Raw genomic sequence first — 24,007 nt, forward strand, 5'->3', positions numbered from 1 at the left:
TCTGTTTTTATTGAGGTCATACAATGGAATTGCTGCTGGATCCCCACATCTGGATTGGTCTGTTTACCCTGATCATTCTGGAAATCGTGCTGGGGATCGACAACCTGGTCTTTATCGCCATCCTGGTGAAAAAACTGCCCCCCGCCCAGCGGGACAAGGCACGCGTCATCGGCCTGTCGCTGGCCCTGCTGATGCGACTTGGGCTCTTGAGCGTCATGTCATGGCTGGTCACCCTGACCACCCCGATTTTGCACCTGTGGGATCACCCCTTCTCCGGTCGGGACCTGATCCTGATGGGGGGCGGCCTGTTCCTGCTGTTCAAGGCCACCTCCGAGCTGCATGAGCGGCTGGAAGCCAAGCCCCAGGATGATGGCCCGGTTGGCGCCTACGCCAGCTTCGGCGTGGTGATCGCCCAAATTTTGGTGCTAGATGCGGTCTTCTCGCTCGACTCCATCATCACTGCCGTCGGCATGGTGGAACACCTTGGCGTGATGATGGCCGCCGTGACCATCGCAATGGTGGTGATGGTGCTCGCTTCCAAGCCGCTGACCCGCTTCGTCAACGCCCACCCCACCGTGGTGGTGCTCTGTCTGAGCTTCCTGCTGATGATCGGCTTCAGCCTGGTGGCGGAAGGGTTCGGTTTCCACATTCCGAAGGGCTACCTCTACGCGGCCATCGGCTTCTCGGTGCTGATCGAGTTTTTCAACCAGCTGGCCCAGCGCAGCGCCATGCGTCACGAATCCAAACAGCCGCTGCGCGAGCGCACCACCGCCGCCATCTTCAAATTGATGGGCAGCAAGGCCTATCAGGATCAGCCGGATGACGATCTGGATGCCCCGGCCGTAGCGCCGGTGAGCTTTGGCGAGGAGGAGCGCTATATGGTGACCGGCGTGCTGTCGCTGGCCGAGCGCTCCATTCGCACCATCATGACCCCGCGCTCGGAGATGGCCTGGATCGATATCAACGACTCCATCGACGAGATCCGCGCCCTGCTGCTGCGCGAGCCCCACAGCCTGTTCCCTATCTGTGACGGGGATCTGGACGAGGTGATCGGAGTGGTCAAGGCGCGGGACTTGCTGTTTGCCTTGAACGAAGGGCAATCTTTGAGCGAACTGGCCAAGCAGAACGATCCCATCATCGTGCCGCAGACCATCAACGTGATCCGCCTGCTGGCGGAGCTGCGCAAAGCCAAGGGGAGCCTTATTCTGGTCTCCGACGAGTTTGGCGTGATCCAGGGGCTGGTCACCACCCACGATCTGCTGGAGGCCATCGTCGGCGAGCTGCCGGACGAGGACGAAACCCCGGATATCGTGCGCGATGGCGAAGGGTGGCTGATCAACGGCAGCACCAACATCCACCATGTGGAGCAGGTGCTGGAGCACGAGGGGCTGGTGAGCGAGAGCGATGAATACGTGACCCTGGCGGGCATGCTGCTCTCCCACTTCGGCACCCTGCCCACCCCGGGTCAGCAGTTGCAACTGCAGCAGCTCAACTTCGAGGTGATCGAGGTGAGCGAGCGGCGCATCGAGCGGGTGAAAGTGATGCCCGCCGCGGCTTGAGCCTGCCACCAGCAGAATACAAAAGAGGGCCAGACGGCCCTCTTTTTTATGCCTAAACGCCTCTTTCCCGGCGGTTTGCACTGATTGCTGCATCAAGCACAATTCTCTTGTGCAATTACCCCTCTTTTTCACAACAAGATGGCGGCATAAAGTGGCCTCACTTCCACCACGAGGAACTCAAGATGAGCCACGATCACCTGTTCTGCCCGCTGCGCCTTGGCCAGCTGCACCTTGCCAACCGCATCGTCATGCCCCCCATGACCCGCTCCCGTGCCAGTCAGCCCGGTGATGTGGCCAACGCCATGATGGCGAGCTACTACGCCCAGCGCGCCGAGGCGGGCCTGATCATCAGCGAAGGCACCCAAATCGACCCCATGGGCAAGGGCTACGCCTGGACGCCTGGCATCTACAGCGCAGAGCAGATCGCTGGCTGGAAACTGGTGACCGATGCCGTGCACGCCAAGGGGGGCACCATCTTCGCCCAGCTCTGGCACGTGGGCCGCGTCACCCATCCGGATAACATCGGCGGCGCCCAGCCCATCTCCGCTTCAGCCCTGCCCGCAGTGGGCGTCAAGGTGTTCGTCGATAACGGCAGCGATGCGCCGGGCTTTGTCGAGACCGTCACTCCGCGCGCCATGACCCAGGCCGATATCGATGCGGTGGTGGGCCAGTTCCGTCAGGCGGCCCGCAACGCCATTAGCGCCGGTTTTGACGGCATCGAGCTGCACGCCGCCAACGGATATCTGATCAACCAGTTCCTCGACTCCGAATCCAACGCCCGCACCGACAGTTACGGCGGAACGCTGGAAAACCGGCTGCGCTTTCTCAAAGAGGTGACCGAGGCGGTCAGTAGCGAAATCGGGGTCGAACGTGTCGGGGTGCGTCTTGCGCCGCTCACCACCCTCAACGGCACAGTCGATGCCAATCCACAGGAGACCTATCTGGCGGCCGCCCGTCTGCTGGGCCAGCTCAATGTCACCTACCTGCACATTGCCGAGGCGGACTGGGACGATGCTCCCCTGATGCCGGAGAACTTCAAGCAGGGTCTGCGGGATGCCTTCCCCAACACCCTGATCTATGCCGGCAAATATGATGGCGAGCGGGCTCGCGCCGCCCTCGAAGCGGGCTGGGCCGACATGATTGGCTTTGGCCGCCCCTTCGTCGCCAACCCGGATCTGCCGAACCGGCTGCGCCACGGCTATCCGCTGGCCCCCCACGATCCGGCCACCCTGTTTGGCGGCGGTGAGAAGGGGCTGACCGATTACCCCGTCTATCAGGCCGATGACGCAACCACCAGCCGCTGATTGTCGATGGCCAACCGGCCACGTAACGCAGGCCCCACAGGTTGGGGCCTGTCGTATTGTTGCCCATTCTCAGCAGTGGCAGTTTCTCTGTATTGCTTTTGCAATGACCTCGTTGTTCTCTCCCCTCGCTTTCACAAGGAGTCATCATGAATCACACCCAAGCCTGGTGCTGGCATGCCCCCGGTGAACCGACCCAGCTTACCCTCGCCGATCTGCCCCTGGCACCGCTCGCCCCTGACGAGGTACTGGTAGCCAATCGGGTTATCGCCTTCAATCCGGTGGACTGGAAGCTGATCGAATATGGCCACTCCAACTGGCAGGACGGTCAGGTGCCCGGCGTCGATGGCATGGGCACTATCGTGGCCCTCGGCACCAACGTCAGCCATCTGCGCCTCGGTGCCCGGGTCGCCTATCACACCGACCTGCGCCACCACGGCAGCTTTGCCCGCCACACCCGGGTACCGGCCCGCGCCCTGCTGCCGGTGCCCGATGCCCTGAGTGACGAGGCGGCCGCCGCCCTGCCCTGTCCCGGCCTCACCGCGTGGCAGGCGCTGGCCAAGTTGCCGCGCCTGCACGGGGAAGCGCTGCTCATCACAGGTGCCGGCAGCAGTGTCGGCCGTTTTGCGGTACAGCTCGCCCTCCAGCAAGGAGCGCGGGTCTTTGCCAGTGCCAGCTCACGCCACCATCACTGGCTCAAGCAGATAGGTGTGCAGGGGGTGGCCGATTATCGGGATCCCGACTGGCTGGCCACTTTACAGGCGGCCAACGGCAACGAGCCGTTTGAGGGGATCATCGATCTGGTCTCCAGCCAACAGGCCGAGAGCCTGCTGCCCGCCCTTGGTTACTACGGTCATATGGTGACTGTGCTCGGACGCATCCCGCACAACCCGCTACCCGCCTTTAGCCATTGCCATTCGTTGCACGAGATTGCACTGGGTGCCCAACACGCCTTTGGCACCGACAAGCAGTGGAGCCGGCTGGTGGCCGCCGGTGTCGCCATGATGGAGCAGATGGCGAGCGGCGAGCTGACCCTGCCGCCGCTGGTGGTGGGCGACTTCGAGGCGCTGCCTACCCTGCTCGAGCGCTTCAAGCGCGAAGGACGGGGTGAGAAGTTTCTGGTGCGAGTGGCATAACGCTGACCTTTCCCGATAACCACACCAGTCTTTGAAATGAGAGAGGCCCGCCAGTGATGGCGGGTCTCTCTTTATATAGTGCATGTCATCTCGACTTCATTGGCGCCTGACTCAATTCAGGATCACCCCGTGGGTCTCGGCATAACTGCGGATCTCCCGGGTCAGCCTCGCCTTGTCGGCCAGAGAGAGCCAGCTCGCCTCCACCGCATTGAGCGACAAGCGGCAGAGCTGGCTCATGGTCGCGCCAAGGCCATCGGCCAGCGCCGCAAAGTTGGCATTCATATAGCCACCAAAGTAGGCGGGGTCGTCCGAGTTAATGGTGACGCAGAGCCCCTGCTCCAGCAGCCGCAACACATTGTGCTGGGCCATATCGCCGAACACCTTGAGCCGGGTGTTGGAGAGGGGACAGACGGTAAGCGGCAGCCAGGTATCGGACAGATAGCGCAGCAGCTCGGGATCGTCTGCCGAACGCACTCCGTGATCGATGCGGCATACCTGCAGCTCGTTGATCGCTTGCCAGATGTAGTCGGCAGGCCCCTCTTCACCTGCATGGGCCACCACCGGCAGCCCCAGCTCGCGGCATTTGGCAAAGACCCGGGCAAACTTGGTCGGTGGGTTGCCCTTTTCACCCGAGTCGAGGCCGATGCCGTGAATGCGTGACAAGAAGGGCATAGCCTCTTCCAACGTCGCAAAGGCATCCTCTTCACTGAGGTGGCGCAAAAAGCTCATGATAAGGCGCCAGCTGATGCCAAGCTCCTTCTCCCCGGTCTGCAGCGCCCGCTCGATGCCGCCCAGCACAGTGGCAAAGGGGATACCGCGGGCGGTGTGGGTCTGCGGGTCGAAGAAGATCTCCACATGCACCACCTTGTCGGCGGCGCAACGCTCAAGATAGGCCCAGGTGAGGTCGAAGAAGTCCTGCTCGGTCACCAGCACGCTGGCGCCGCGATAGTAGAGGTCGAGAAAGGATTGCAGGCAGTCAAAGTCATAGGCGGCGCGCACGCTGGCCACGTCGGGCCAGGGCAGTGGCACACCGTTGCGGCGGCCCAGCTCAAACATCAACTCGGGTTCGAGGCTGCCCTCGATATGCAGGTGCAGCTCCAGTTTCGGCAGTCCGGCGATAAATTGCGCGGCGGTGAGGTGTTCGGGTGTGACTGGCTTGGGAATCGGGGTGTCCATAGCGACGGCTCCATCAGCAAAGTGATCCGGCGTCAGCCCCTCCACCAGACTGACCCGACGGCAGCTTTATTGTGCACCGAAGTGGCGAGACAGGGGAGACTTGTCATCAAACAGACTTATAATGGCGTCACAAAAATCATAAATGATTGAACATCTTAACGATTGGCGGCTCGCCTGCGCCCTGACAAGGAGTTTTCATGAAGAAGAACGTCATCTGCGATATCGACGGTGTCATCCTACACAACAACGATCTCATCCCCGGTGCCGACCGTTTCGTCCATCGCCTGTTGGAGCAGGGCAGCAAGCTCTTGTTCCTCACCAACTACCCGGCCCAGACCCAGAAAGATCTGCAAAACCGCTTCCGTTCCGCCGGGATCGAGGTGCCGGAGGAGTGCTTCTATACCTCCGCCATGGGCACCGCCGACTTCCTCAAGCGTCAGGATGGCAAGAAGGCGTATGTGATCGGTGAAGGGGCGCTGACCCACGAGCTCTACAAGGCCGGTTTCACCATCACCGACATAGACCCGGACTTCGTGGTGGTTGGCGAGACCCGCAACTACAACTGGACCATGATGCAACAGGGGGCCAAGTTCGTCGATCAGGGGGCCCGCTTTATCGCCACCAACCCCGATACCCACGGCCCCATGATGCACCCGGCCTGTGGCGCCCTGTGCGCCCCCATCGAGCGAATGACCGGCAAGAAGCCGTTCTATGTCGGCAAGCCGAGCGCCTGGATCATCCGTGCGGCGCTCAACCGGATGGAGGCCCACTCCGACGACACCATCATCATCGGCGACAACCTGCGCACCGACATTCTGGCGGGCTTTCAGGCCGGTCTCGAGACGGTGCTGGTGCTATCCGGGGTGAGCAAGGTCGCTGATATCGACCGCATGCCGTTTCGCCCGAACCATATTTTCGACTCCGTGGTCGACATCGATATCGTCTAATCACCACCCAAGCGTTAAACAGGGCAGGTCTCTCCTGCCCTTGCAGGATCTGTTATGGAACCCATTCTGATCGCTGTGGCCTTTGGCTGCGGCATGGTAGTCAATCTGATTGGCCTGCCCCCCCTGCTCGGCTTTCTGGCCGCCGGTTTTATCCTCAACGGCATGGGATATGAAAATACTCCTGCCCTGAGCGAGGTAGCCGATCTCGGCGTCACCTTGCTGCTGTTCACCATCGGTCTCAAGCTCAATATCAAGACCCTGATGCGGCGCGATGTGTGGGGTACCACCAGCCTGCACCTGCTGCTCTCCACCCTGCTCTTTACCGTGGTACTGCTGGTCTGCAAGGGACTGGGGCTTGAACTTGCCCTGTCGCTGGACTGGAAGCTGGCGCTGCTGCTGGGCTTTGCCCTCTCCTTCTCCAGCACTGTCTTTGCGGTCAAGGTGCTGGAAGATCGCAGCGACATGAATGCCCTCTACGCCCGCATCGCCATCGGGGTGCTGGTGATGCAGGATGTGTTCGCCGTGGCGTTTCTGGCCTTCTCCAGCGGCAAGTGGCCCAGTATCTGGGCGCTCTGGGTACTGGGATTGCCGCTGCTGCGCCCGCTGCTGTTCAAGCTGCTGGAGCGTGCCGGGCACGGCGAGCTGCAGGTGCTGTTCGGGGTGTTTTTGGCGCTGGTGGTCGGGGCCGCCGGTTTTGAAGTGGTCGGCCTCAAACCGGATCTCGGGGCACTGATCATCGGCATGATGCTCGCCTCTCATCCGGCTGCGGCAGGGCTTGCCAAGGCGCTCTTCAACCTCAAAGACCTCTTTCTGGTCTGCTTCTTTCTCACCATCGGCCTCAACGGCCTGCCGACCCACGACACCATGCTGCTGGCACTGGCGCTGGTGCTGGCCCTGCCGCTCAAAAGTGTCCTCTACTATCTGGTCTACAGCGGCGCTCACCTGAGGGTGCGCACCGCCCTGCTCTCGACCCTGGCGCTCACCAACTTCTCGGAGTTTGGCCTGATCGTCGCGGCCATTGCCGCCAAGGCGGGCTGGCTCTCCCACGAGTGGCTGGTGGCGGTCTCGCTGGCACTGGCGGCGAGCTTTATGATCTCCGCTCCCCTCAATGCCCAGAGCGAGCGCATTTACCACCGCATCGGCCACTGGCTGCGGGGATTGCAGGCGAGCAACCTCCATCCGGAAGACAGGCCCATCGAGCTGGGCGATGCCGAGGTGATCATCCTAGGCATGGGGCGGATCGGTCAGGGGGCCTACTTCGAGCTGGAGAACAAGTACGGCAACGTCATTCTCGGGGTGGAGAACGACAGCGAGAAGCTGCCGACCCTGCGCGCCCAGGGGATGAACGTCATCGAGGGGGATGCTACCGATACCGACTTCTGGGACAAGGTGCTGCTCTCCAATCAGGTCAATCTGGTGCTGCTGGCGATGCCCCACCACTCGGGGAATCTCTACGCCATCGAGAAGCTGCGCAGCCACGGTTTTGCCGGCAAGATAGCCGCCATCGTCCGCTTCGAGGATGATATCGCCTCCCTCAAGGAGCAGGGGGTGGATGCAGTGTTCAACGTCTACAACGAAGCGGGCAGCGGCTTTGCCCGCCATGTGATCCGCCGTTTGCAGCCGCTCTGATCCTGCGGCCAGCAGCCCTTGGCGAGGGCTCTTGGCAAGGGAATGCGCATCGTTTAAGTTATGCACAACCTCGTTTAATAAAACGAACAAACGCGGGGCCGGGATGGCCCCGCGTTCCTATCTGCCGAAGCCAAGGAGGCACCATGAAGACCCTCAACGACTGGATTTTGCTCGATCGCCACGAGGCGGCCCCTACCCCGCTGATGCCCGCCCCCGAGCGCATTAAAGCAGGCCATCCGAGTCAGACGGTGTGGAACCACTACTCCGATCCCAGCCAGCAGTTTCACGTGGGCTTCTGGGCTTGCGAGCCGGGCCGCTGGGCCATCCACTACACCGAGCACGAGTATTGCCAGCTGCTGGAGGGGGATGTGGTGATCCACGACAGTCAGGGCGGCCAGCTGGCCCTCAAACCCGGCGATCAATTCGTCATTCCCGCCGGCTTTGTCGGTGAGTGGGAGACCCTCACCCCCTGTCGCAAGGTCTATGTGATCTTCGAACCCGCCTCGGCTTGACGTTCACGTCACCCTGCCCCGTTGCAGCAGCCCTTATCCTGTTGATCCGCTTGACGCTTACGGCATGATTTTCTGCGGTTTTCCCGCTTGCAAAAGGTTTTTCCGCTAGGCATTGTGTCTGACGAGGAATGTAAATGGAATTTCGAGCCCAAACGTGGGGGGCTCATATAAAAATCAAGAGGATTACCGCCAATGTGTTCAATTTTCGGCATTCTGGATATCAAGTCCGATGCAGTAGCCCTGCGCAAATCGGCGCTGGAGATGTCCAAGCGACTGCGTCACCGCGGGCCTGACTGGTCCGGCGTCTATAGCTCAGACAAAGCCATTCTGGTGCACGAGCGTCTGGCCATCGTCGACCCGGGCAATGGCGCCCAGCCGCTCTACAACCCCGAGCGCACCCATGTGCTGGCGGTCAACGGCGAGATCTACAACCACAAAGAGCTGGAGAAAACCCTCAAGGTCGACTTCCAGTTCCAGACCAAATCTGACTGTGAAGTGCTGCTGGCTCTCTACAAAGAGAAGGGCCCGGCGTTTCTCGACGATCTCAACGGCATCTTTGCCTTCATTCTTTATGACGCCGAACAGGATGCCTACCTGATTGGTCGCGACCACATGGGGATCATCCCCCTCTATACCGGCCGCGACGAGCACGGCAACTTCTATGTCGCCTCCGAGATGAAGGCGCTGGTGCCGGTCTGCAAGAGCGTCGAAACCTTCCCGCCGGGACACTATCTGTGGAGCAAGGATGGCGAGCTCAAACAGTGGTACAAGCGCGACTGGATGGAATACAGCGCGGTCGAGCACAACGTCAGCGACAAGGCCGAGCTGAAAGCCGCGCTGGAAGCCGCGGTCAAACGCCAGCTGATGTGCGACGTGCCTTATGGCGTGCTGCTCTCCGGCGGACTGGACTCCTCCGTCATCTCCGCCATCACCAAGCTCTATGCGGCGCGCCGCATCGAGGACGATGGCAAGAGCGAAGCCTGGTGGCCGCAACTGCACTCCTTCGCCGTCGGTCTGGAAGGGTCGCCGGATCTCGCCGCCGCCCGCAAGGTGGCTGATCACCTCGGCACCATCCACCACCAGATCCACTTCACCGTGCAGGAGGGTCTGGATGCCCTGCGCGACGTCATCTATCACCTCGAGACCTATGACGTCACCACCATCCGCGCCTCCACGCCCATGTATCTGATGGCCCGCTACATCAAGGCGATGGGGATCAAGATGGTGTTCTCCGGTGAAGGCTCCGACGAGCTGTTTGGTGGCTACCTCTACTTCCACAAGGCGCCCAACGCTCGCGAATTCCACGAAGAGAACGTGCGCAAGCTTGCCTCACTGCACCTCTATGACTGCCTGCGCGCCAACAAGTCGATGGCCGCCTGGGGTGTCGAGGGTCGCGTGCCCTTCCTCGACAAGGAGTTCATGGACGTGGCGATGCGCCTGCAGCCCGCCGACAAGATGTGCGGCAAGGGCAAGATCGAGAAGCACATCCTGCGCGAAGCGTTCGAGGATCTGCTGCCCCACGAAGTGGCATGGCGCCAGAAGGAGCAGTTCTCCGACGGAGTAGGCTATTCGTGGATAGACAGCCTGAAAGCCATGGTGGAACAGGAAGTGACGGATCAGATGTTCGAGGCGGCCGCATTCCGCTTCCCCATTAACACCCCGCTCACCAAAGAGGCCTACTTCTACCGCGCCATCTTCGACGAGCACTTCCCGCTGGAAGCCGCCGCCCGCACCGTGCCCTACGGCAAGTCGGTCGCCTGCTCCACTCCTACCGCGCTGGAGTGGGATGCCAAGTTCAAGGAGATGGCCGACCCGTCAGGCCGCGCTGTGATGGACGTGCACCAGCAGGGCTACTAAGCCAGAGCGGGGCGACCCCAGCGGCTAACGCCAGATAGCAAAAAGCCCTTCACCATGGTGAAGGGCTTTTTCATCTCCCCGCGGTCACGCACGCCAAATCACATCAGACCATCGCAGATAGTTGATTTTTCATAAATATTTAATTTTTTTACCGAGTGACCATGCATTGACAGGAAGCGCGTCGATTGACTATGCCTGAAGGGTGATCACCAGGATGACAGCAAGGATCGGGAGGGGGCATGGACGCTAACACTCTATCAAGGTTCGGCCTGCTGACAGCACTGCTCGCCAGTCCGTCTGCAATGGCGAATGACAATATCGTGGTACTGCAGCTTGGCAAGGCCTTCAGCAATGAAAAGCTCGACATCAACATCGCCGACGCCAAGTTCCACCACATGTTCTGGCGCTGGGGAGACTCAGGCTGTCAATTTGGACTGGGGGTACGTGCCGGAACGCTCAAGGTAGAAGATGAAGAGACCGCCAGACTGGGGGGCGGCGCCCGTATCGAATGCCAATGGGGTAACTGGGTGACCTGGCTACCCGGCGAAATGGTCTGGCTCGATCAGTACCAATTTGGCACTCGCGGCCACGGCTACAAGGATTACGGCGGCCCCTTCCAGTTCGCTCTGGGGATCGGCCTCGGCTACGCCATCACCAAGAATTGGCTGATCGGCTATCAGTATGAGCACATGTCCAACGCCCATATGTATGACAAGAATCCGGGGCTGGACAGCCATACCCTCCATATCGAGTACCGTTTTTGACTACAAACCCATTCCTTAGACTGCAGACTGCGCTGCTGGATACAAGCAGGTGTACATTGCTCAAAACGACATGCCCATAGCCTCGTTGACCAATTGTGATATACACAAAATAGGCGTCATAGCCGACTGGCCAGCAATGCAGCCACCGAGAAAAAAAGTATCGCCGTGCAGCTAGAAGAACTACCGGAGTGGCATCTGGATGCGAGAAGGGAGTGATCTGCTGAGACGACTATCTGGCTCGCAGGAGAGTGATTAACCGTAAGCGCATGCAACTGCGGCGGTTGTTCACAGCGAGCCAGAGCTCAGCAGGCCGCAACCCCTTGATGTCGGTGATGCGGATGTTGTGGGTATCAGCTTGGCCGAGTCAAAGTACGTAACCTGATAAAGGAAGACGGGCTGGCATCCAAACAACCGGGCGCACACCGCTATAGGTGTTGAACGGTCAAAACGACCGGACATTCCCAATCTGCTGGCCCGAAAAATTGATCTTCCGCAACCCAATCAAGTGTGATGTGGAGATACCACCGACGGCTGAGCAGGCGCTCGTTAGCATTACCTTGGCCGCAATGCTCGCCCTGCATAACCAGCGGGTCATGGGTTGAGCAGTGTCTGACAAACCTGATGCAGTACTGAGAACAAAAGTGCTCGATATGGACAATCTGGAGCGGGCTTTCCCCTCAGGTGTCGTTTCAATCTGCCTGGGTAACCGACACGACAACTGGGCCTTTCCGCAACGACGGTGGCACTATCGCATGACCCAGAACATGAGCCGTAGTAGTAACTGCTGGGATAACGGCTGATGGATTACTACAACTGGCAGCGTCCACATCGCCAGAATTATGGGATGCTGCCAGCAAAAGCCAAGGAACGGCCTAACCAAATGTCCGTATTTAGTTGGACCACTACGCTTTCCAGGCCTTTCCCGCCCGCCATAACCAACAAAAAAGTGCGCTTCTTAACAAAATTTAATTACCGGTTAACCGATTAATAATTAACCCGTAAAAATGACATGTAAATCAGTGCGAAAGTGTCATAATGCGTAACATTATTGTTAAGTCGCTTGATTAATTTGGTTAGGAAAAACCTCTATGTTTGCTGATATTTCTGCTCAACATTGGGCTTTTGCCATTTATGTCATCGGTGCCATCACCATCTGTCTGGTGATGATAGGCCTCGCTGCCCTGCTGGGAGGTCGCGCCTACGGCCGCACCAAGAACAAGCCATTTGAATCTGGTGTCGACTCGGTCGGCAGTGCCCGCCTGCGTTTTTCCGCCAAGTTCTATCTGGTCGCCATGTTCTTCGTCATCTTCGACGTCGAGGCCCTTTACCTGTTTGCTTGGTCTGTCTCCGTGCGGGAGAGCGGCTGGGTCGGCTTTATTGAAGCCACCATTTTCATCGGACTGCTGCTTATCGGCCTGATCTACCTCTGGCGCATCGGCGCACTGGACTGGTCACCGCGCAAACCGCAGTTGAACAACAAAAACAGTGATTGAACCACAGACCCTTTCCTTGAGGTTGCACCATGAAGTACACCCTGACCCGGATTGACCCGGATGCACCCGTTGAGCGCTACCCCCAGGAGCAGCGCCAGACCGTCGATGACCCACTGGCGCAAGAAGCGACGCGCGGCATCATGATGGGCCGCCTCGAGGAGGTGCTGCAAGACACAGTCAACTGGGGCCGCAAAAACTCCCTCTGGCCTTACAACTTCGGCATCTCCTGCTGCTACGTAGAGATGTGTACCGCCTTCACCTCCCCCCACGATGTGGCCCGCTTCGGCGCCGAAGTTATCCGCGCTTCGCCCCGTCAGGCCGATTTCATGGTGATTGCAGGGACCCCCTTCATCAAGATGGCGCCAGTCATCCAGCGCCTGTATGAACAGCTGCTCGAACCCAAGTGGGTGATCTCCATGGGGGCCTGTGCCAACTCCGGGGGCATGTATGACATCTATTCAGTGGTGCAGGGGGTGGATAAGTTCCTGCCGGTCGACGTCTACATTCCGGGTTGCCCGCCCCGTCCCGAAGCCTTTTTGCAAGCCCTGATGCTGCTGCAGGACTCCATCGGCAAAGAGCGCCGCCCCCTCTCCTGGGTGGTGGGCGATCAGGGGATCTACCGTCCCCAGATGCAGGCCGAAAAAGAGCGCAAGCGCGGCGAACGGATCAATGTGACCAACCTGCGCACGCCGGATGAGATCTGACCATGAAACTGACTCGTGATTTTCCCAGCAATTACGCCATGGCCCAGTGGCAGCCCAGCGACCACAAGGATGCCAAAGTCATTGGCGAACTGTTTGCCCACTTCGGGGCCGAGCACTTCACCGTGCAGACCACGCGCATCGGCGTGCCGGTGGTCTGGCTTCCCCGCGAACTGCTGCAGGATGTGATGGGCTTTTTGCGCAAGGTGCCCTCCCCGTTTGTGATGCTGTTTGATCTCAGCGCCACCGATGAGCGGCTGCGCAGCCATCGTGACGGTCTGCCCCAGAGCGATTTCACCGTCTTCTATCACCTCATCTCCATCGACCGTAACGCCGATGTGATGTTGAAAGTGGCGCTGGCCGAAAGTGACCTGCATCTGCCCACCATCACCAACCACTTCCCCAACGCCAACTGGTACGAGCGGGAAGTGTGGGATCTGATGGGCATCACCTTCGATGGCCACCCCCATCTGACCCGCATCATGATGCCCAAGAGCTGGCAGGGTCACCCGCTGCGCAAGGATTACCCGGCGCGCGCCACCGAATTCGATCCCTTCATGCTCGATGCCGCCAAACAGGACATGGAGCAGGAGAACCTGCTGTTCAAACCGGAAGAGTGGGGGCTGGCCCGCGGCAACGAGAATGAGGACTACATGTTCCTCAACCTCGGCCCCAACCACCCCTCTGCTCACGGCGCCTTCCGGTTGGTGTTGCAGCTCGATGGCGAGGAGATCCGCAACTGCGTGCCCGATATCGGCTATCACCATCGTGGTGCCGAGAAGATGGGCGAGCGCCAGTCCTGGCACAGCTACATCCCCTATACCGACCGGGTCGAGTATCTGGGCGGGGTGATGAACAACCTCCCCTATGTGCTGGCGGTCGAGAAGCTGGCCGGCATCAAGGTGCCGCAGCGAGTCGACATGATCCGGGTGATGATGGCGGAGCTGTTCCGCATCCAGAGCCACCTCTTGTTCCTCGGGACCTATATTCAGGACGTGGGGGCCATGACCCCGGTCTTCTTCACCTTCACCGATCGGCAGAAGATCTACACCATCATCGAAGCGATCACCGGTGCCCGCATGCATCCGGCCTGGTTCCGTATCGGCGGTGTGGCCCACGACCTGCCGAAGGGATGGCAACGGCTGGTGCAGGACAACCTGCTGAGCTGGCTGCCCAAACGTCTGATGGATTACGAAAAAGCGGCGATGCGCAACAGCATTCTGCGCGGTCGAACCATAGGCGTCTCTGCCTACACCACCGAGCAGGCGTTGTCCTGGGGCACCACGGGGGCCGGATTGCGCGCCACCGGCCTCAACTTCGACATACGCAAGTGGCGCCCCTACTCCGGTTACGATCAGTTCGACTTTGAAGTGCCGGTCGGCAGCAATGGCGATGCCTACGACAGAGCCACCGTGCGGATCGAGGAGATCCGCCAGAGCATGTCGATCATCGAGCAGTGCATGAAGAACATGCCGGAGGGCCCCTTCAAGGCGGATCACCCCCTCACCACCCCGCCGCCCAAAGAGCGCACCCTGCAGCACATCGAGACCCTGATCAACCACTTCTTGCAAGTGTCTTGGGGCCCGGTGATGCCCGCTGCCGAGTCGTTCCAGATGATTGAGGCGACCAAGGGGGTCAACAGTTACTACCTGACCAGTGACGGCTCCACCATGAGCTACCGGACCCGGATCCGCACCCCGAGCTTTGCTCACCTGCAGCAGATCCCCTCGGTGATCAAGGGCAGCATGGTGTCGGACCTCATCGTCTATCTGGGCAGTATCGATTTTGTTATGTCGGATGTGGACCGTTAAGTGATCCGCCCTCCCGGCCATGGCCGGGAATTGGGATCGCCGGACGAGCAGTAAAAGGACAAGCCACCAAAGGTCAAGTCATGAGCCAGCAATGTCAGTGTCACAATAATCAGACCCCACAGGGGCAAGGGGCATGCAGCAGCAAACAGGACGACTTCGTTCTGAGCCAGGCTGAACGCGATGCCATCGAACACGAGAAACACCACTACGAAGATCCACGCGCCGCCAGCATCGAAGCGCTCAAGATCGTGCAGCAGGCCAGAGGCTGGGTACCCAACGGCGCCATTCACGCCATCGCGGCCGAGCTCGGCATTCCCGCCAGCGACGTGGAGGGGGTTGCCACCTTCTATAGCCAGATCTTCCGCCAGCCGGTGGGGCGCCACATCATCCGCGTCTGCGACAGCATGGTCTGCTACATCAATGGCCATGAAGATCTGCTGGCCGGTCTCAAGGAGGTGATGAACCTCGGCCCCGGTCAAACCACCCCGGATGGCCGCTTCACCCTGCTGCCGGTCTGCTGCCTTGGCAACTGCGACAAGGGGCCAGCGATCATGATCGATGACGACACCTATGGCGGCCTCGATCCGGTGACCTTGCTGAAAACCCTGGAGGCTTACCCATGAGCCTGCCGCAGAACAAGATCCTCGCCTCTCTTGGCACCGCCAACCGCACGGCCCGCACCGCCGAGACCCACCCGCTCACCTGGCGGCTGCGGGATGACGGCCAGCCGGTGTGGCTGGAGGAGTATCAGGCCAAACAGGGCTATGAAGCCGCCCGCAAGGCACTCGGCCAGATGAGCCCGGACGAGATTGTCAGCACCGTCAAGGATGCCGGTCTCAAGGGGCGCGGCGGTGCGGGCTTCCCCACTGGCGTGAAGTGGGGGCTGATGCCCAAAGATGAGAGCATGAACATCCGTTACCTGCTCTGCAACGCCGACGAGATGGAGCCCAACACCTGGAAAGATCGCCTGCTGATGGAGCAACTGCCCCATCTGCTGATCGAGGGGATGATCATCAGTGCCCGGGCGCTCAAGGCCTATCGCGGCTATATCTTCCTGCGCGGCGAGTATGTGGATGCTGCCATCCACCTGCGCCGCGCGGTGGAAGAGGCAAAGGCCGCCGGTCTGCTGGGCAAGAACATTCTGGGATCCGGTTTTGACTTCGAGCTGTTCGTCCACACCGGCGCCGGCCGCTACATCTGTGGTGAAGAGACGGCGTTGATCAATTCGCTGGAAGGGCGCCGCGCCAACCCGCGTGCCAAACCCCCCTTCCCCGCCGTCTCAGGTGTCTGGGGCAAACCCACCTGCGTCAACAACGTCGAAACCCTCTGCAACGTGCCCGCCATTATCGGCAACGGAGTCGCCTGGTATCACGGGCTGGCGCTGCCGGGCTCGGAAGATCACGGCACCAAGCTGATGGGCTTCTCCGGCAAGGTGAACAACCCCGGGGTCTGGGAGCTGCCCTTTGGCATCACCGCCCGCGAGCTGTTTGAAAATTACGCCGGCGGCATGAAGAGCGGCTATCGCCTGAAAGCCTGGCAACCGGGCGGCGCGGGCACCGGCTTCCTGCTGCCGGAGCACCTCGATGCCCAGATGTATACCGCCGGTATCGGCAAGGTAGGTACCCGGATGGGGACTGGCCTCGCCATGGCGGTGGATGACTCCATCAGCATGGTCTCCCTGCTGCGCAACATGGAGGAGTTCTTCGCCCGCGAGTCGTGTGGCTGGTGCACGCCCTGCCGCGACGGCCTGCCCTGGAGCGTCAAGCTGCTGCGGGCACTGGAACGTGGCGAAGGGCAATCCGGCGATCTGGCGACCCTGGAGCAACTCTGCGGTTTCCTTGGCCCGGGCAAGACATTCTGCGCCCATGCTCCGGGCGCCGTTGAGCCGCTGGCCAGCGCCATCAAATATTTCCGCTCCGAATTCGAGGCCGGGATCAAAGGCAGCGGTGATAACCGCAAGCCGGTCAAAGGGATCCAGCCCAATCTGCTGGGCGAGCGCTGGTAACGACACCACAGATTTCACAAAACAGGTTTCAGGGAAGTTGTATGGCAACCATTTATGTAGACGGCAAAGAGTACGAGGTAGACGGAGCAGATAACCTACTGCAAGCCTGTCTGTCGCTGGGTCTGGACGTCCCCTATTTCTGCTGGCATCCGGCGCTGGGTAGCGTTGGCGCCTGCCGCCAGTGTGCGGTGAAACAGTATCAGAATGCCGATGACAAGCGCGGCCGTCTGGTCATGTCCTGCATGACCCCGGCCACCGATGGCAGCTACATCGCCATCGAGGATGAAGAGGCTAAAGAATTTCGCAAGAGCGTGGTGGAGTGGCTGATGACCAACCACCCCCACGACTGCCCGGTGTGTGAAGAGGGCGGCGCCTGCCACCTGCAGGACATGACGGTGATGACCGGCCACAACAGCCGGCGCTACCGCTTCACCAAACGCACCCACCAGAATCAGGAGCTGGGCCCCTTCATCGGTCACGAGATGAACCGCTGCATCGCCTGCTACCGCTGCGTCCGCTACTACAAGGATTATGCCGGTGGCGCGGATCTTGGCGTCTACGGTGCCCACGACAACGTCTATTTCGGACGGGTCGAGGATGGCACCCTGGAGAGCGAATTTTCCGGTAACCTGGTGGAGGTCTGCCCCACCGGCGTTTTCACCGACAAGACTCACTCCGAGCGCTACAACCGCAAGTGGGACATGCAGTTTGCCCCCAGCATCTGCCAGCAATGCTCCGTGGGTTGCAACATCAGCCCGGGCGAGCGTTATGGCGAGCTGCGCCGCATCGAAAACCGCTTCCACGGCAGCGTCAACCACTACTTCCTCTGTGACCGTGGCCGCTTTGGCTATGGCTACGTCAATCTGGCCGACCGCCCGCGCCAACCACTGCTCAAAGATGGCAACGACCAGCTGACCATCACGGTCGATGGCGCCCTCAACCGAGCCGCCGATGCCCTGCGCACGGCCCGCGGCCTCATCGGCATCGGCTCGCCCCGCGCCTCGCTGGAGAGCAACTTTGCCCTGCGCGAGCTGGTGGGTGAAAACAACTTCTACGCAGGCGTCGAGCAGGCCGAGTGGGCCTGTCAGCTGAAGATGCTGCAGATCCTGCAACAGGGCGGCGTGCCGACTCCGAGCCTGCGGGACATGGAAGAGGCCGACGCCATTCTGCTGCTCGGCGAGGATGTCACCATGAGCGCAGCCCGTATCGCGTTGGCGCTGCGCCAAGCCGTCAAGGGCAAGGCCCGCGAGCTGGCCCGCAAGATGAAGGTGGATCTGTGGCAAGTCGCCGCCGTTCAGACCCTGGGCCAGAACGAGCGCTACCCGCTGCTCATCACCAGCCTCGACACCACCCGTCTTGACGATGTGGCGGCCGACACGCTGCACGCCCCCTATGCCAATCAGGCGCGCCTTGGCTTTGCCATCGCCAACCTACTCGACCCGGCCGCACCGGCCGTGGCCGACCTCTGCCCCGAACAGCAGGCACAAGCGGCTCGCTGGGCCGAGCTGCTCGGCAACGCCAAGAAGCCGCTCATCATTGCAGGCTCCAGTGCCCGCGATGTGGCGCTGCTTGAGGCGGCCAGCAACATTGCCCACGCCCTGAAAGGCCGAGGACTGGAAGCCAGCATCGCGCTGGTTGGCCAGGAGGCCAACTCGCTGGGTCTGGCCATGCTGGGCGCTCAAACCTTGTCAGACAAGCCGCTCGAAGCCGCCCTTGCGCGTATCGAGTCAGAAGAGGGGTTGGCGCTGGTTGCCCTGGAGAACGATCTTTACCGCCGCGCGCCGCGCAACCGGGTGGATGCTGCACTGGTACGGCTGCAGCACCTGCTGGTCATCGACCATCAGGCGACCCCGACCGCCAACAAGGCTGATCTGGTGCTGCCAGCGGCCAGTTTTGCCGAAGCCGATGGCACCCTGGTGAACATGGAAGGGCGCGCCCAGCGCTTCTTCCAGGTCTATGCACCCGCCTTTTACAACGCCGATATTCAGGTGCGTGAAGGGTGGCGCTGGCTGGCGGCGCTGCAAGGGGCGATCGAACGCAAGCCGCTGCGCTGGCAGAACTTTGACCAGGTCAACCATGACTGCGCCACCAGCAATCCGCTGCTCGCTACCATGCTGGAAGCGGCGCCCAACGCAGGCTTGCGGATCCGTGGCATGCGGCTGGCCCGTGAGCCACACCGCTACAGTGGTCGCACCTCCATGCTGGCGGATCAGAACGTCAGCGAACCGCGGGTAGCGCAAGATCCCGACTCCCCCTTCAACTTCTCCATGGAAGGGTATGCCGGAGCCCGTCAGCCGCTGCCACAAGTACCGTTCGCCTGGGCGCCGGGCTGGAACTCTCCCTCCGCCTGGAACAAGTTCCAGGATGAAGTGGGTGGCAAACTGCGTGCTGGCGATCCGGGTCGCCGTCTGCTGGAAGCAACAGACCCGCAGGCAGAAGGCAAGGAGCTGCTCGGCTGGTTCACCACCATCCCTGCCCCCTTCAAGGCCGCAGAGGCGCTGCAAGTGGTCAATTATGCCCAGCTGTTTGGCGGCGAGGAGCTCTCCGCTCGCAGCCCGGTCATTCAGGCCCGGATGAACGAACCCGAGCTGGTGCTCAATCCCCTTGATGCGCATCGTCTGGCCCTCCACGGGGGCAGTCAGGTCTCCTTCTCCTGGGGCGGTAGCCACTGGCAACTGCGTCTGCGGCTTAGCGAGCAACTGAGCGCCGGTCTGGTGGGGCTCCCCCTTGGGGTGAACGGCCTGCCGACGGCCCTGCAACAAGCCTCAATCACTAACCTGCAGGAGGTGATCGCATGAGCGAGTCGCTGATCGATCTGTTGCTGGAGGTGGGCAAGGCACTGATCGTGCTGGTGGGGATCGTGGGGGCTGGCGCCTTCATGAGCTTCATCGAGCGCCGTCTGCTGGCACTGTGGCAGGATCGCTACGGCCCCAACCGGGTGGGGCCGTTTGGTCTGCTCCAGCTGGCCGCCGACATGATCAAGATGTTCTTCAAGGAGGACTGGATCCCGCCGTTTGCCGATCGCCGGATCTTTATCCTGGCCCCCATCATCGCCTTTACCGCCTTTATTCTGGCGTTTGCGGTGGTGCCCATCACCCCCACCTGGGGCGTGGCGGATCTCAACGTGGGGCTGCTCTACATCCTGGCCATCGCGGGGCTGGCGGTCTATGCCGTGCTGTTCGCCGGTTGGTCGAGCAACAACAAATACTCCCTGCTTGGCAGCTTGCGCGCCTCGGCCCAGACCCTCTCCTACGAGGTGTTCTTGGGCTTGTCGCTGATGGGCATCGTCATCCAGACAGGCAGCTTCAACCTGCGGGATATCGTCGAGGCACAGGCAGATTTGTGGAACGTGGTGCCCCAAATTCTGGGCTTTGTCACCTTCCTGTTTGCCGGTGTCGCCGTCACCCACCGTCACCCGTTCGATCAGCCGGAAGCCGAGCAGGAGCTCGCCGACGGCTATCACATCGAGTATGCGGGGATGAAGTGGGGTCTCTTCTTCGTGGGCGAATATATCGGCATCGTGCTGATCTCCTCGCTCATCGTGACCCTCTTCTTCGGTGGCTGGCACGGCCCCTGGCTGCCCCCCTTTATCTGGTTTGCCCTGAAGACCGCCTGTTTCATGGTGTTCTTCATCCTGCTGCGGGCTTCCCTGCCTCGCCCGCGCTTTGACCAGGTGATGTCGTTTGGCTGGAAAGTCTGCTTGCCGCTGACCCTGATCAATATGCTGGTCACCGCGGCAGTTGTACTGATAAGTACGCAGTGAGGCACTCATTATGAAAATTGTTAGCATTATTCAGGGTGTCGGCACCCAGTTACGCAGCCTGGCCATGGTCTTCTCCCATGCCTGGCGGCCCCGTGAAACCCTGAGCTATCCGGAGCAGACGGTCTATGCGGCCCCCCGCTACCGCGGCCGCATCGTGCTGACCCGCGACCCCGACGGGGACGAGCGCTGCGTGGCCTGCAACCTCTGCGCGGTTGCCTGCCCGGTCGGCTGCATCTCGCTGCAAAAGTCAGAACGTGAAGATGGTCGCTGGTATCCGGAGTTTTTTCGCATCAACTTCTCTCGCTGCATCTTCTGCGGCCTGTGCGAAGAGGCTTGCCCCACTACCGCCATCCAGCTGACGCCGGATTTCGAGATGGGTGAGTATCGCCGCCAGGATCTGGTGTACGAGAAGGAGGATCTGCTGATCAGCGGGCCCGGCAAATACCCGGACTACAACTTCTATCGCATGAGCGGGATGGCCATCGACGGCAAGCCGAAAGGGGATGCCGAAAACGAAGCCAAGCCCATCGATGTCAAGAGCCTGCTGCCCTGAGGAGTCAATCATGGAACTGGCATTTTATGCCTCGGCCCTGGTGGCCGTTTACAGCACGCTGCGGGTGATCAGCACCAGCAATCCGATGCATGCGCTGCTCAATCTCATCATCTCCCTCATCGCCGTGGCCATGATCTTCTTCTGCCTGGGTGCCGCCTTTGCAGGCGCCCTGCAGGTGATCGTCTACGCCGGCGCCATCATGGTGCTGTTCGTGTTCGTGGTGATGATGCTGAACCTGGGGAGTGCCCAGGCGCAGGAGAAAAAGTGGCTCACCCCCATGACCTGGGGGGGCCCAGCCCTGCTCTCGCTGATCCTGCTGGGCTTTCTGGCCCACGGCATTCTCGGGGTGACCGGGGGCCTGATCGGAGTGACCGAGGTGACCGCCAAGCAGGTGGGTGTCGAACTCTTTGGCCCCTATGTGCTGGCGGTGGAGCTTGCCTCCATCCTGCTGCTGGCGGGTCTGGTAACCGCCTATCACCTGGGTCGGGAAGAGAAGAGCGGTGAAGTGCTCTCCGTCCCGCGCTCTGCTTCCCGCTCTGCACAAGAAGGAGGTCAGCAATGAATGGAATCCCTATGGAGCACGGCCTCCTGCTGGCCGCGGTGCTCTTCTGCATCGGCTTGTGCGGTCTGCTGATCCGCCGCAACCTGCTCTACATCCTGATGAGTATCGAGATCATGATGAATGCCTCGGCACTGGCGTTTGTGGTGGCGGGTAGCCGCTGGGCCCAAGCCGATGGCCAGATCATGTATATCCTGGTGATTTCTCTGGCGGCAGCGGAGGCCAGTATCGGCCTTGCCCTGTTACTGCTGCTCTATCGTCGTTACCACACCCTGAACGTGGACACTGTGAGCGAGATGCGCGGATGAGCCTCTTATATCTGACTTTTCTATTTCCGCTGCTGGGATGGCTGGTGTTGGCCTTCTCCCTCGGCCGGTTTGGTGAGCGTACCTCGGCGCTGATCGGGGTTGGCTCCATTGGCCTGTCGGCCCTCACTACCCTGTGGGTCGGCATCGACTTTCTGGGCAACCCGCCTGAGGGAGGCGTCTATATCCAGCGCCTGTGGCAATGGATGGCGGTGGGCAACTTTACCCCGAGCTTCTCGCTGGCACTGGATGGCCTGTCGCTGACCATGCTGGGGGTGGTGACTGGGGTCGGTTTCTTTATCCACCTGTTCGCCTCCTGGTATATGCGCGGGGAAGAGGGTTACTCCCGCTTCTTCACCTACACCAACCTCTTTATCGCCAGCATGCTGTTTTTGGTGCTGGCCGATGACCTGCTGTTTGTCTACCTCGGCTGGGAAGGGGTAGGGCTGTGCAGCTATCTGCTGATCGGCTTCTACTACAAGGATCGCAAGAACGGAGCGGCGGCCCTCAAGGCATTTGTCGTGACCCGGGTGGGTGATGTCTTCCTCGCCATCGGCCTGTTTATCCTCTATCGGGAGCTGGGCACCCTCAATATCCACGAGCTGCTGGTGCGTGCCCCGACCCTGTTTGCCGAGGGCTCCCCTGCCCTGTCACTGGCCTGCCTGATGCTCTTGGGCGGCGCGGTCGGCAAATCGGCCCAGCTGCCGCTGCAAACCTGGTTGGCAGATGCGATGGCTGGCCCGACTCCGGTCTCCGCGCTGATCCACGCCGCCACCATGGTGACCGCCGGTGTCTACCTGATTGCCCGCACCCATGGCCTGTTCCTGCTCGCCCCGGAGATCCTCCATCTGGTCGGGCTGGTTGGCGCCATCACCCTGGTGCTGGCAGGCTTCGCCGCGCTGGTTCAGACCGATATCAAGCGGATCCTCGCCTACTCCACCATGAGCCAGATTGGCTACATGTTTCTGGCACTGGGTGTCGGCGCATGGCAAGGGGCCATCTTCCACCTGATGACCCACGCCTTCTTCAAGGCGCTGCTGTTCCTCTCCGCCGGTGCCGTGATCAACGCCTGCCACCATGAGCAGAACATCTTCAAGATGGGCGGCCTGCGCAAGAGTCTGCCACTGGTCTATGCCTGTTTCCTGGTGGGGGGCTCGGCGCTGGCGGCGTTGCCGCTGGTCACTTCCGGTTTCTACAGTAAGGACGCCATCCTGTGGCAAGTAGAAGCCTCTGGCCAAAGCGCGCTGCTGTGGGCCGGTCTGGCGGGGGCATTCCTCACCTCGCTTTACACCTTCCGGCTGATCTTTATCGCCTTCCATGGCAAAGAGCAGACCAAAGCCCACGCTGGTCACGGTCTGGCTCACCATCTGCCGCTGCTGGTATTGCTGGTGCTCTCCACCGGCATAGGCGCGCTGATCACCCCGCCACTGGCAGGTGTACTACCCGCAGGCCCTGGTGATCATATCGAAGAGGGGCGCCATGCACTGGAAATCACCTCCGGCATCATCGCCATCGCAGGCATTGCGCTGGCCGCGTTTCTGTTCCTTGGTGAGCGCCGTCTGGCCACCTCCATTGCCAACAGCGCGCCGGGCCGCCTGCTCAGCCCCCTCTGGTTCAACGCTTGGGGCTTTGACTGGCTCTATGACCAGCTGTGGGTCAAGCCCTATCTGCTTGCGACCCGACTGCTGGCCCGCGACCCGCTGGACTGGATGATGGGCCTGCCCGCCTGGCTTGCCCTGCGTGGCAACCAGCTGCTGGCCTGGACCGTGACCGGCAAGTTGCGCTGGTATGCTGCCTCCATGGGGATCGGCGCCGTGCTGGTGCTGGCGCTGTTGCTGCTGGGGTAACGCGATGAACAACCGGACAATCATACAGCCAGGCTGTTTGCTCTCCCTGATGGAACAGGGAGCGCAATCTCATATGAACTTGAACGAGA

General features: G+C 60.9%; 20 protein-coding genes and 1 pseudogene. 20 read left to right on the top strand and 1 reads right to left on the bottom strand.

Annotation, left to right across the window (positions count from 1 at the left end; translation table 11 throughout):
* Positions 1–23 precede the first annotated feature (23 nt).
* From AB5Y76_RS02860 to AB5Y76_RS02870, 3 genes are all read left to right on the top strand, one after another.
* On the top strand, positions 24–1,559 hold the full coding sequence (locus tag AB5Y76_RS02860) for a TerC family protein (protein ID WP_263717361.1): 1,536 nt from the start codon (positions 24–26) through the stop codon (positions 1,557–1,559).
* Between the two features lie 182 nt (positions 1,560–1,741).
* A complete protein-coding gene (locus tag AB5Y76_RS02865; RefSeq protein ID WP_263717362.1) occupies positions 1,742–2,863 on the top strand; it encodes an alkene reductase in 1,122 nt (373 codons plus the stop codon).
* A 146-nt stretch (positions 2,864–3,009) separates the two neighbouring features.
* The gene (locus AB5Y76_RS02870; protein WP_263717363.1) at positions 3,010–3,996 is read left to right on the top strand and encodes a zinc-binding dehydrogenase; all 987 of its coding nucleotides are present in this window, start codon (positions 3,010–3,012) and stop codon (positions 3,994–3,996) included.
* Between the two features lie 111 nt (positions 3,997–4,107).
* Here the strand turns inward: AB5Y76_RS02870 and AB5Y76_RS02875 are convergent, their stop codons facing one another.
* Complete coding sequence (locus AB5Y76_RS02875) at positions 4,108–5,172, bottom strand: adenosine deaminase (RefSeq protein WP_263717364.1); 1,065 nt, start codon at positions 5,170–5,172, stop codon at positions 4,108–4,110.
* Between the two features lie 197 nt (positions 5,173–5,369).
* Between AB5Y76_RS02875 and AB5Y76_RS02880 the strand changes: the two genes are divergently transcribed.
* From AB5Y76_RS02880 to nuoL, 17 genes and pseudogenes are all read left to right on the top strand, one after another.
* Positions 5,370–6,119 carry an HAD-IIA family hydrolase gene (locus tag AB5Y76_RS02880; protein WP_005337281.1) on the top strand — a complete coding sequence of 250 codons (750 nt, stop codon included), beginning with the start codon at positions 5,370–5,372 and terminating at the stop codon, positions 6,117–6,119.
* A gap of 54 nt (positions 6,120–6,173) precedes the next feature.
* Positions 6,174–7,748, top strand: coding sequence for a cation:proton antiporter family protein (locus tag AB5Y76_RS02885; RefSeq protein WP_263717365.1), 1,575 nt, complete (start codon positions 6,174–6,176; stop codon positions 7,746–7,748).
* A gap of 143 nt (positions 7,749–7,891) precedes the next feature.
* On the top strand, positions 7,892–8,260 hold the full coding sequence (locus tag AB5Y76_RS02890) for a cupin domain-containing protein (RefSeq protein WP_071911449.1): 369 nt from the start codon (positions 7,892–7,894) through the stop codon (positions 8,258–8,260).
* Between the two features lie 192 nt (positions 8,261–8,452).
* Positions 8,453–10,117 (top strand): asparagine synthase B, encoded by a 1,665-nt coding sequence (asnB, locus tag AB5Y76_RS02895; protein WP_263717368.1) that lies wholly within the window; start codon positions 8,453–8,455, stop codon positions 10,115–10,117.
* A 239-nt stretch (positions 10,118–10,356) separates the two neighbouring features.
* Entirely contained in the window at positions 10,357–10,881 is a 525-nt protein-coding gene (locus AB5Y76_RS02900) for an acyloxyacyl hydrolase (RefSeq protein ID WP_368177671.1), read from the top strand.
* A gap of 227 nt (positions 10,882–11,108) precedes the next feature.
* Positions 11,109–11,776: pseudogene (locus AB5Y76_RS02905) on the top strand (IS3 family transposase); the annotation flags it as partial.
* Between the two features lie 193 nt (positions 11,777–11,969).
* A complete protein-coding gene (locus AB5Y76_RS02910; RefSeq protein WP_005344919.1) occupies positions 11,970–12,374 on the top strand; it encodes an NADH-quinone oxidoreductase subunit A in 405 nt (134 codons plus the stop codon).
* A gap of 29 nt (positions 12,375–12,403) precedes the next feature.
* A complete protein-coding gene (locus tag AB5Y76_RS02915; RefSeq protein ID WP_005344917.1) occupies positions 12,404–13,078 on the top strand; it encodes an NADH-quinone oxidoreductase subunit B family protein in 675 nt (224 codons plus the stop codon).
* A gap of 2 nt (positions 13,079–13,080) precedes the next feature.
* Positions 13,081–14,886: an NADH-quinone oxidoreductase subunit C/D gene (gene nuoC, locus AB5Y76_RS02920; RefSeq protein WP_263717370.1), complete on the top strand. Its 1,806-nt coding sequence runs from the start codon at positions 13,081–13,083 to the stop codon at positions 14,884–14,886.
* An 80-nt stretch (positions 14,887–14,966) separates the two neighbouring features.
* Positions 14,967–15,509: an NADH-quinone oxidoreductase subunit NuoE gene (gene nuoE / locus AB5Y76_RS02925; RefSeq protein ID WP_263717371.1), complete on the top strand. Its 543-nt coding sequence runs from the start codon at positions 14,967–14,969 to the stop codon at positions 15,507–15,509.
* Positions 15,506–16,891: an NADH-quinone oxidoreductase subunit NuoF gene (gene nuoF / locus AB5Y76_RS02930; protein ID WP_005351112.1), complete on the top strand. Its 1,386-nt coding sequence runs from the start codon at positions 15,506–15,508 to the stop codon at positions 16,889–16,891. The genes nuoE and nuoF overlap by 4 nt, the downstream gene beginning before the upstream one ends.
* 41 nt (positions 16,892–16,932) lie before the next feature.
* Positions 16,933–19,689 carry an NADH-quinone oxidoreductase subunit NuoG gene (gene nuoG / locus AB5Y76_RS02935; RefSeq protein ID WP_263717372.1) on the top strand — a complete coding sequence of 919 codons (2,757 nt, stop codon included), beginning with the start codon at positions 16,933–16,935 and terminating at the stop codon, positions 19,687–19,689.
* Positions 19,686–20,654, top strand: a complete 969-nt coding sequence (gene nuoH, locus AB5Y76_RS02940; RefSeq protein WP_005337244.1) for an NADH-quinone oxidoreductase subunit NuoH — start codon at positions 19,686–19,688, stop codon at positions 20,652–20,654. The genes nuoG and nuoH overlap by 4 nt, the downstream gene beginning before the upstream one ends.
* Positions 20,655–20,664: 10 nt before the next feature.
* On the top strand, positions 20,665–21,207 hold the full coding sequence (nuoI, locus tag AB5Y76_RS02945; protein ID WP_127006464.1) for an NADH-quinone oxidoreductase subunit NuoI: 543 nt from the start codon (positions 20,665–20,667) through the stop codon (positions 21,205–21,207).
* A gap of 10 nt (positions 21,208–21,217) precedes the next feature.
* On the top strand, positions 21,218–21,769 hold the full coding sequence (nuoJ, locus tag AB5Y76_RS02950; protein ID WP_263717373.1) for an NADH-quinone oxidoreductase subunit J: 552 nt from the start codon (positions 21,218–21,220) through the stop codon (positions 21,767–21,769).
* Positions 21,766–22,074 (top strand): NADH-quinone oxidoreductase subunit NuoK, encoded by a 309-nt coding sequence (gene nuoK / locus AB5Y76_RS02955; protein WP_005337247.1) that lies wholly within the window; start codon positions 21,766–21,768, stop codon positions 22,072–22,074. Before nuoJ ends, nuoK begins: the two co-directional genes overlap by 4 nt.
* Positions 22,071–23,918 carry an NADH-quinone oxidoreductase subunit L gene (nuoL, locus tag AB5Y76_RS02960; RefSeq protein WP_263717374.1) on the top strand — a complete coding sequence of 616 codons (1,848 nt, stop codon included), beginning with the start codon at positions 22,071–22,073 and terminating at the stop codon, positions 23,916–23,918. The genes nuoK and nuoL overlap by 4 nt, the downstream gene beginning before the upstream one ends.
* The last annotated feature ends 89 nt before the right edge of the window (positions 23,919–24,007 follow it).

The organism is Aeromonas sp. R1-2, assembly GCF_040908505.1.
Lineage (GTDB): Bacteria > Pseudomonadota > Gammaproteobacteria > Enterobacterales > Aeromonadaceae > Aeromonas > Aeromonas veronii.

Bases quoted from the DNA above. Each gene is read 5' to 3' on its own strand.
- nuoE (WP_263717371.1), top strand. From the start codon at position 14,967: ATGAGCCAGCAATGTCAGTGTCACAATAATCAGACCCCACAGGGGCAA.
- nuoH (WP_005337244.1), top strand. From the start codon at position 19,686: ATGAGCGAGTCGCTGATCGATCTGTTGCTGGAGGTGGGCAAGGCACTG.
- nuoI (WP_127006464.1), top strand. From the start codon at position 20,665: ATGAAAATTGTTAGCATTATTCAGGGTGTCGGCACCCAGTTACGCAGC.
- AB5Y76_RS02900 (WP_368177671.1), top strand. From the start codon at position 10,357: ATGGACGCTAACACTCTATCAAGGTTCGGCCTGCTGACAGCACTGCTC.
- AB5Y76_RS02875 (WP_263717364.1), bottom strand. From the start codon at position 5,172: ATGGACACCCCGATTCCCAAGCCAGTCACACCCGAACACCTCACCGCC.
- AB5Y76_RS02885 (WP_263717365.1), top strand. From the start codon at position 6,174: ATGGAACCCATTCTGATCGCTGTGGCCTTTGGCTGCGGCATGGTAGTC.
- AB5Y76_RS02880 (WP_005337281.1), top strand. From the start codon at position 5,370: ATGAAGAAGAACGTCATCTGCGATATCGACGGTGTCATCCTACACAAC.
- AB5Y76_RS02910 (WP_005344919.1), top strand. From the start codon at position 11,970: ATGTTTGCTGATATTTCTGCTCAACATTGGGCTTTTGCCATTTATGTC.
- AB5Y76_RS02870 (WP_263717363.1), top strand. From the start codon at position 3,010: ATGAATCACACCCAAGCCTGGTGCTGGCATGCCCCCGGTGAACCGACC.
- AB5Y76_RS02890 (WP_071911449.1), top strand. From the start codon at position 7,892: ATGAAGACCCTCAACGACTGGATTTTGCTCGATCGCCACGAGGCGGCC.
- AB5Y76_RS02860 (WP_263717361.1), top strand. From the start codon at position 24: ATGGAATTGCTGCTGGATCCCCACATCTGGATTGGTCTGTTTACCCTG.
- AB5Y76_RS02915 (WP_005344917.1), top strand. From the start codon at position 12,404: ATGAAGTACACCCTGACCCGGATTGACCCGGATGCACCCGTTGAGCGC.
- asnB (WP_263717368.1), top strand. From the start codon at position 8,453: ATGTGTTCAATTTTCGGCATTCTGGATATCAAGTCCGATGCAGTAGCC.
- nuoK (WP_005337247.1), top strand. From the start codon at position 21,766: ATGAATGGAATCCCTATGGAGCACGGCCTCCTGCTGGCCGCGGTGCTC.
- nuoF (WP_005351112.1), top strand. From the start codon at position 15,506: ATGAGCCTGCCGCAGAACAAGATCCTCGCCTCTCTTGGCACCGCCAAC.
- nuoG (WP_263717372.1), top strand. From the start codon at position 16,933: ATGGCAACCATTTATGTAGACGGCAAAGAGTACGAGGTAGACGGAGCA.
- nuoL (WP_263717374.1), top strand. From the start codon at position 22,071: ATGAGCCTCTTATATCTGACTTTTCTATTTCCGCTGCTGGGATGGCTG.
- nuoC (WP_263717370.1), top strand. From the start codon at position 13,081: ATGAAACTGACTCGTGATTTTCCCAGCAATTACGCCATGGCCCAGTGG.
- AB5Y76_RS02865 (WP_263717362.1), top strand. From the start codon at position 1,742: ATGAGCCACGATCACCTGTTCTGCCCGCTGCGCCTTGGCCAGCTGCAC.
- nuoJ (WP_263717373.1), top strand. From the start codon at position 21,218: ATGGAACTGGCATTTTATGCCTCGGCCCTGGTGGCCGTTTACAGCACG.